This is a genomic window from Undibacterium sp. Tian12W (genome assembly GCF_049339405.1).
Classification (GTDB): domain Bacteria; phylum Pseudomonadota; class Gammaproteobacteria; order Burkholderiales; family Burkholderiaceae_D; genus Undibacterium.
The window spans coordinates 1-6,895 of record NZ_JBMPPK010000049.1; the positions used below are offsets into that span (position 1 = coordinate 1).

Consider the following 6,895-nt stretch of genomic DNA (forward strand, 5'->3'; position numbering starts at 1 on the left):
TGCTGATACTGAGTGCCAGGGCATGGTCGCTGACTGTGAGCAGGTAGCGTTGTTCTGCATAGGCTTTGCCATTATCTGCGCGCAGGGTGACGTTGAAGCTGCCCAACACAGGGCTGGCCCAGCTGATGACGCCGGCGCTGCTGATGCTCATGGTGGAGCGGGGGTTTCGGGTAGCACTGCTACCCGCCCGCGTAACGATCTCGCCTTGCAAGGCGAGATTCCTTGCATGACACTTTTGCAGTTGCTGTTATAGAAGGTGTTGCTGTTGTCTATCACTCGTAGAGTGATCTGGATAGATCAAGCGCAGGTTGAACACATGTAGCGCTGTTCATTCATGTGATGTATGGCTGATTTTGGATTGTGCGTAGCGTTGATGTTGATAATATTTAACTACCTCTTCCAATCGAACACAGAACGAGGGCGAGTTAAACGCTTATGACTTTCATACTCCTCAATTATGTTATTTTCAGATAAATGATACGATTTATTCGGGCTAGTATTAAGAATAGCTGCAATTCGGTTAGCTTCTGCGAAGTCACCACGTCTAGCAGCTATAACCACCAGCTCTCTATTGCGTAAAGGTTCCTCTGGGTCTTGTGCAACTAATAATTTAAATTCCTTCTCTGCTTCATCCAAGTAATTAAGACTTAATAGCAATGAAGCTTTACTGTATCGCAGGGCATTCGATTGATCAGTATCATCAACCTCAATAAGTTGATCCATCACGTCAAGCAATTTTTTGACCCGCTCCAAAGGAACATAAGTACCCCATTGGTCTTGTATACAATCAGTGCCCGCATGCTTAGTGCGACTATTGTCGAGTTCTCGCCATAGTTTTGCTTTTTGCTTGGCAAGAGTCTTGAACTCTGCGCTTTTAATTGCAAGAATTTTGTTGGACATTTATCTATTCCCAAATCTTCTACATTGAAATGAAACAGGTGCTGAGGCGACAGGCATAACAACAAATTCGTTAAGTGGAAACACTTCAGGTACAACATCACAGAATCTATAGAACGCTGACAAAACCCCACCCTGTCCCGAATTACTTTCCGGAGGAACCTTTGCAACCGTTCCGCCTATCCCACCTTCATAAGAAGATGCAAAAGGATATTCGTCACAAGATGTTCATTTGTTAGTAACAGGCATTCCTTGTCCAAGAGCACATTTCGCAAGAGCAACTAATCTATTTGTATATCTTAGAGCCTGCGTTCTGTGCAAAATCGCTTGACTCGCCATAGCCTGAGAAAGGTATACATGCTGGCCAACACCGGGCAATTGTGATTCACTCATGAAGACAATCGGCATGCGAACGTCGGGACAGTCGCCGTCCACAAATGATTTAGGTGCACTGGCAAGGTCGATGCCAACGGCGTACAGCATTTTATACTGGGTATGGTGGATCATGGGACGCGCTTAAATTTGCTACTGACGCGACTTGAATCAGCGACTTCGAAATCTATACTTGAGCAGCTTACAGCAACGGTCAAGCTGTTCGGCAAGCCTAAATTGATTCGTACAGACAATGCTTCTGTGTTTCGTAGTGCAGAGTTTAAAAGAGGAATGAACGATCTTGGAATCCGTCATGAATTCAGCCAACCTGGTAAGCCTTGGCAAAACGGGAGAATCGAACGCTTCTTTTTAACGCTCAAACAGAAGTTGAATTTGATTGTGCCTAAGGATGGTTCGGCACTTGATAACCTGCTGGCGGAATTTGCGACATGGTACAACGTGATAAGACCGCACCAGCATTTATATGGACTGACACCCGCTGAAGTTTGGCGAGGAATTGATCCGTATAGAACGGCTCCGAAATCGATGCAGTATTTTGAGGGCTGGCATGGTTTGTTGCAAGGGTATTATTTGCGACGTTAGCGGCGAATACTGCGAGACAAAATGAACATCGAGAGCGGCAGCAATGCTGTTCGGGAAGGCGTTCGTCTTTAACAAACGATTTGCGCAAAGTTTAAGAAAACGAGCCAATAGATTTGACTTTATTGATTAAAAATTAGTCAGATCGGTGTTCAACTGAGCCAAAACATCTACCATTTTCTGCAAAAAATGCAGGTCAGACGGAATGGTTCTGGTCAATCGAACGCCGAACAGGGCAGCAACAACTAATTTTTTTTACGTGCAGATGCGAGTATCTCGGAAATCTGCGCGTCGATTTCCATAATCGCGATCTTTAATTGCATCGCATTACTCTGATCGCAAATTCTTTCGAAATTTTCCAATTTTTCCTTCATAGCATGTCGATTATTAAAGAGCACCGACAATTCTGAATTCTCACCACCGAATCGCTGCACTAGCCGCCACTCCATCCATTGCTCCGAAGTCAGAACATTAGGTGGAGGTTCCGCGTCAATTAATTCTGAATTGATTTGCCGCAGCCGCGAAACCACTTCCGAGTATGTTCTATCGTTAAGTTCAAATGGTTCCCAAGTCAAAGACCCACTCATTCCTCGGTCGATTCCACCCCGAATTAGCATGTCGTTCACTACGCGTAATGGCGGAATCGGGCCACTTTTAATAAAGTACGGAATTCGTATCAGCAGATTAGTAATTTTTTCAATTTCCATCAAACATACCTTTTATTTAAACGGCATAATATTTTCACCTGCAAACACTGCACGTACCGGAACACAAGTTCCCGGAAACCCTCGATTTACCCATTCAACGCCAGTGACTGGCCTCCAAGGTGCCAACAATTCTATTGCAACGAATGCTGAAACATTTTGTTCAGTGGGCTTCGCGTACAGAACCGAGCGTAAGTCCTTTTGTGTCCAAGCTCCTCCCTCCCAAGGAGCCAGTGGCGTAGCATATGCGCCAGCAGGCCTATATTTCCCATCGGGGTGATTGTATCCCCAAGAGGCGAAGATGCACTGGTCTGCCACTATTTCTCGCGCCGCAGGTAAATCCGTATAGTGAAACAGCAACTTGCTTGTGCGAGCCCTAGATATTACGAGGTCTCGAAGCGCATCTCTGGCCTGTTTCTGAGTCGACTCCGATGACATTATTGGTGATTGGGTGATGGCATAAGCCCCCATCGCCAAAATCAATGGGACAGCAAAATTACGCGCTACAAACCCGCCGATATTAGGCAATGAAATGCTGCTTAATATTCCATTGATTGCACCCGTCATCGAAAGCGACGCTGGATTGTCAGCGTAACCACTCGGATCAATTCGGTTAACTGGATCAGCACTGGCATATAGATACCGATTTAGCGTAATCGGTCTCCTTGACGCCCCCCGGAAAGTATCTTGTGCAACAAACCTACCAGCACCCGCGTCATACCATCTTGCCCTATTGTATTGCAAGTTTATAGATTCATCGAAATACTCACCCGTATAACGATAATTATTGGCAGTCGTTCCAGACTTATTGGTCACAGCCCCAAACGCATCATACTGATACGCATCTGTCACATTACCACTTGAATCCGTCAATACTTTTGTACTGCCCAACGCATCCGCGTGATAGTAATTCAACTGTCCCGCCCTACTCTGCAGAATCAGTCCGTTACCCCATACATAACTGGTGCTTTCTGTAACACCACTTTGAATCGTGCTTTCCTGTACTGTCTGCGCATAATCGAAGGTCTCATCCACAAGGTAATTGATAACCTTGTCAGGACTGGTGTTTTGCCCAGGCTCGCTCTTCTGCACCCGGTTACCATTAGCATCATAACTGTAACGAGCAATCGTAATCGCTGTAGCCTGGCTGCTGCCCTGTTTCACTTCCACCAGACGGTTATCCGCGTTCCAGCCATAAACGGTAACTTGCCCACCTGTGCTCTTCGTGCTCAGGTTACCCTTGTCATCCCAGGTATAAGTCGTGACGACATTGTTAGCACCAGTGGTTTTCGTTTCTTGCGTCAACCTGTCATTGGCGTCATAAATGTAGGTAGTAGTCGTTGTACCGTTTGCCGAAGTTTCAGTCTTCTGACTGCGATTACCGACCTTATCGTATTGGTAGTCGGTAGTGCGTACAGTCGCATTGCTTCTGTCCCTGACCAGTTCCTGCGTTAGTCGATTCACACCGTCATACTGATAGCTTGTCGTGCGGACAGGATTAGCTGCAAGCAGATTTACTTGCGTGCTTTGTGTATCAAACTCTTCTACCTTCGTCCGCTGACCATTGGCGGCCAGGGTGTAACGACTGCCCGCAACAACACTACTACCTTTGACGTGCAACAACTGTAACAAGCGTCCATTCGGGTCATAGCTATAGTTCGTAGTGACACCATCCGGAGTCGTGGTTGATACCAAACGCCCTGCATCATCCCAGGTGTAAGTCGTGCTGCTATTGGTCGCACTATCGCTTACGTTGATGAGCCTTTGATTCTTGTCGTAGCCATAGCTGACTGTGCCTGCTGCGGTACTGCGCTGGCTGATATTGCCGTTGGCGTCATAAGCGTAAGCAAGGAAACTGCCATCCGACTTGACCTGTTTCGTAATTTTGTCATTGGCATCATAGGTGTAGCTCGTCTGACCATTTTGACGGCCATTACTATTGTTGCCGCCTGATATCGTCGTGCTCGCAACTTGTCCATTTGCTGTGTAGGTAGTGCTGACACTGCTGCCATCCGGGTAATTTGCCTGAATCAGTTGCCCTAGAACATCATAGACATAACTTGTTACCTTGCCTGCAAAGTCTGTCTTCTGTGTTAAGTTACCTGCCACATCAAACGCGAAGCTTTCTGCTTGCCCTGCTGGCAAAGTCCTGCTGGTAACACGGCTATTGGCATCATAAGTCCAACTTGTGGTGTGGCCTTGTGCATCCGTCTGGCTGGTCTTGTTGCCATTGACGTCGTAACCGTAAATGGTTTGCTGTTGTGTTGCAGCATTGGTCTGTGTGACCTGATTCAGGCGACCGACTGGGTCATAAGCATATTGCGTAGTGTTGCCCGCCTGGTCTGTTTCTGATTGCTTGGTACCTGTTGTGTTCCAAACCGTACTACTGGAGCTGTTGTCTGGATACGTTGTTTTGACTAAACGGTTCAGCGTATCATATTCAAACTGAGTTACCTTGTTGGTAGCGTCAGTAATCTTGGTTTGATTTCCTATGGCGTCATATTCAAACTTGGTTTGTTTGCCTTTAGAATCGGTGAAGCTGATGAGACGACCAGCAGCATCATAACCATTTGTTGTCGTATTTCCCTGAGCATCCGTTGTACTAGCAACACGTCCTGCATCATCATAAGCTGTACTCGTGCTTGTCCCATCAGCCGCAGTCGTTCTGATGAGACGGTTCAGCATATCATATTCATAACGTATACTTCTGCCCTGGCGGTCAGTCTCACTGACCTTGTTGCCGCTAGCATCGTAAGCAGCCGTCGTGGTCTTGCCATCGGGATGGGTGGTATTAGTGAGTCTGCCAGTATCATCATAACTGTAACTGGTGCGACGGCCTTGCGGGTCTATTGTTGCGCTAACTTTACCACCAGCGGTGTATTCCGTTTTGGTGATCGCGCCTAATGCATCCGTTTCGCTGATAACACGTCCTTCTGCATCCAGCGTTCTGGTGACACTAACGGTTTTTTGTGTCGGTACGCCATTGATCATGACCATGGCTATCCAACTTCGGCTCACTTCTTTACCGTTGTCATCATAGGCATAAGTCGTCACCTTGCCAGTTGCATCAGTCTCGCTGATCCTGTTGCCCTTAGCATCATTCTGGTAACGTGTCAGTTGATCACTGATTGTCAATGAGGTGGTATTACCACTATCGTCAGTGCCAATGTGAACGTAGCTTCCCAAGGACTGGTCTACACGGGTACCTTTTGCGAAGTAACTAAAGAATGTCACATTACCATTGGCATCTGTACTAGTCTTCAACTTAGTCCGCGTATTAGTATCGTAATCCCAAGTTGTCGTTTTATTTAACGGATCAGTCTCACTCAACTGCTTATAAGTCTGCGGATCAAACGTAGTTTTCGTCGTCTCATTCGCCGCATTGGTCACACTGGCCTGATTCCCATTGGCATCATAGGTATAAGTCGTTGCTTGATTCAGTGCATTGACAACCTTCGTCACATTCCCATTGCTGTCATACGTATAGGTGGTCTTATTGCCTCTGCGGTCAGTCACAGTCTGCTGGTTATTGTCAATGTCATGCTGCATCTGCACCGCTTTGCCATTAGCGTCATAACTCGCAATCAGTCTTCCACTCTGGTCGTACTCAAACCTCGCCGCCAGCTTGCCATTCGGGTCGGTGTAGCTGATGAGGCTGTGGTTGGCGTCATAGGTCATCTTCGACACCGCCCCATTGCGGTCAGTGACGCTGATGAGGTCTCCCGTGGCGTTGTAGGCGTAACGGATCTGTTTGCCTGCCGGATCAGTGATGGCGGTGATGCGGTGGCTGGCGTCTCTGGTGAAGGTCGCTGCCGTACCATTGGAATGGGTGACACCACTGTCGCTGTAGGTCAGTGTGTTGCCGTTCGGGTCTTTGATGCTGGTGATGCCTATACCATCGGTCAGATAGTATTGGTAGTTGTCTTCTGTGGTGAGTTTGTAGTATTTGGGATTCCAGGCGATGGTTTCATTTTGATCAGCGCCGTCTGCATCGATGAGCATGCCGCCCCGCGGCTGGATGCGTTTGGGTATATCAACGAGGTCGAGTTTGGCGGTAGTGCCTGGCAAGGCGGTAAAGAGTATTTTTACCGGGGGGGCGACAGTGTCACAATCCTGTTCGTTGTGCGCCTCAAAGCGGGCGACATCGCCCGTTGGCAGGGTAACGTCTACCTTGCGCTTGCCTCTGGGGCGCAGGCAGGTCGTGAATTGGCTTGGAATGGGGATGACGTCCCATTCGAGACCAAGGATGATGTTCTTACGGATTTGCACATTCTGGTAATCGACACTCCAGCCTTGGCCGAAGTCAAGCGCCTGGCCTTTGC

The 6,895-nt window shown here is 47.7% G+C and carries 5 protein-coding genes and 1 pseudogene; 2 read left to right on the plus strand and 4 right to left on the minus strand.

Translation table 11 applies throughout. The features are described from left to right. Positions 1-390: 390 nt before the first annotated feature. Both ACO0LI_RS30360 and ACO0LI_RS30365 read right to left on the minus strand, forming a co-directional pair. Positions 391-900, minus strand: a complete 510-nt coding sequence (locus ACO0LI_RS30360) for a tetratricopeptide repeat protein (protein ID WP_423037629.1) — start codon at positions 898-900, stop codon at positions 391-393. Continuing rightward, positions 901-1,110, minus strand: a pseudogene (locus ACO0LI_RS30365) (NucA/NucB deoxyribonuclease domain-containing protein); the annotation flags it as partial. A gap of 276 nt (positions 1,111-1,386) precedes the next feature. Between ACO0LI_RS30365 and ACO0LI_RS30370 the strand changes: the two are divergent. Next, positions 1,387-1,872 (plus strand): integrase core domain-containing protein, encoded by a 486-nt coding sequence (locus ACO0LI_RS30370; protein ID WP_423037637.1) that lies wholly within the window; start codon positions 1,387-1,389, stop codon positions 1,870-1,872. Positions 1,873-2,114: 242 nt separating this feature from the next. Here ACO0LI_RS30370 and ACO0LI_RS30375 read toward each other — a convergent pair whose 3' ends face one another. Then, positions 2,115-2,576, minus strand: a complete 462-nt coding sequence (locus ACO0LI_RS30375) for a hypothetical protein (protein ID WP_423037631.1) — start codon at positions 2,574-2,576, stop codon at positions 2,115-2,117. A gap of 12 nt (positions 2,577-2,588) precedes the next feature. Further along, positions 2,589-6,575 carry an RHS repeat-associated core domain-containing protein gene (locus ACO0LI_RS30380; protein ID WP_423037633.1) on the minus strand — a complete coding sequence of 1,329 codons (3,987 nt, stop codon included), beginning with the start codon at positions 6,573-6,575 and terminating at the stop codon, positions 2,589-2,591. Between ACO0LI_RS30380 and ACO0LI_RS30385 the strand changes: the two genes are divergently transcribed. Beyond that, on the plus strand, positions 6,546-6,895 hold a 350-nt coding region (locus tag ACO0LI_RS30385; RefSeq protein WP_423037635.1), incomplete at its 3' end, for a hypothetical protein. The genes ACO0LI_RS30380 and ACO0LI_RS30385 overlap by 30 nt on opposite strands.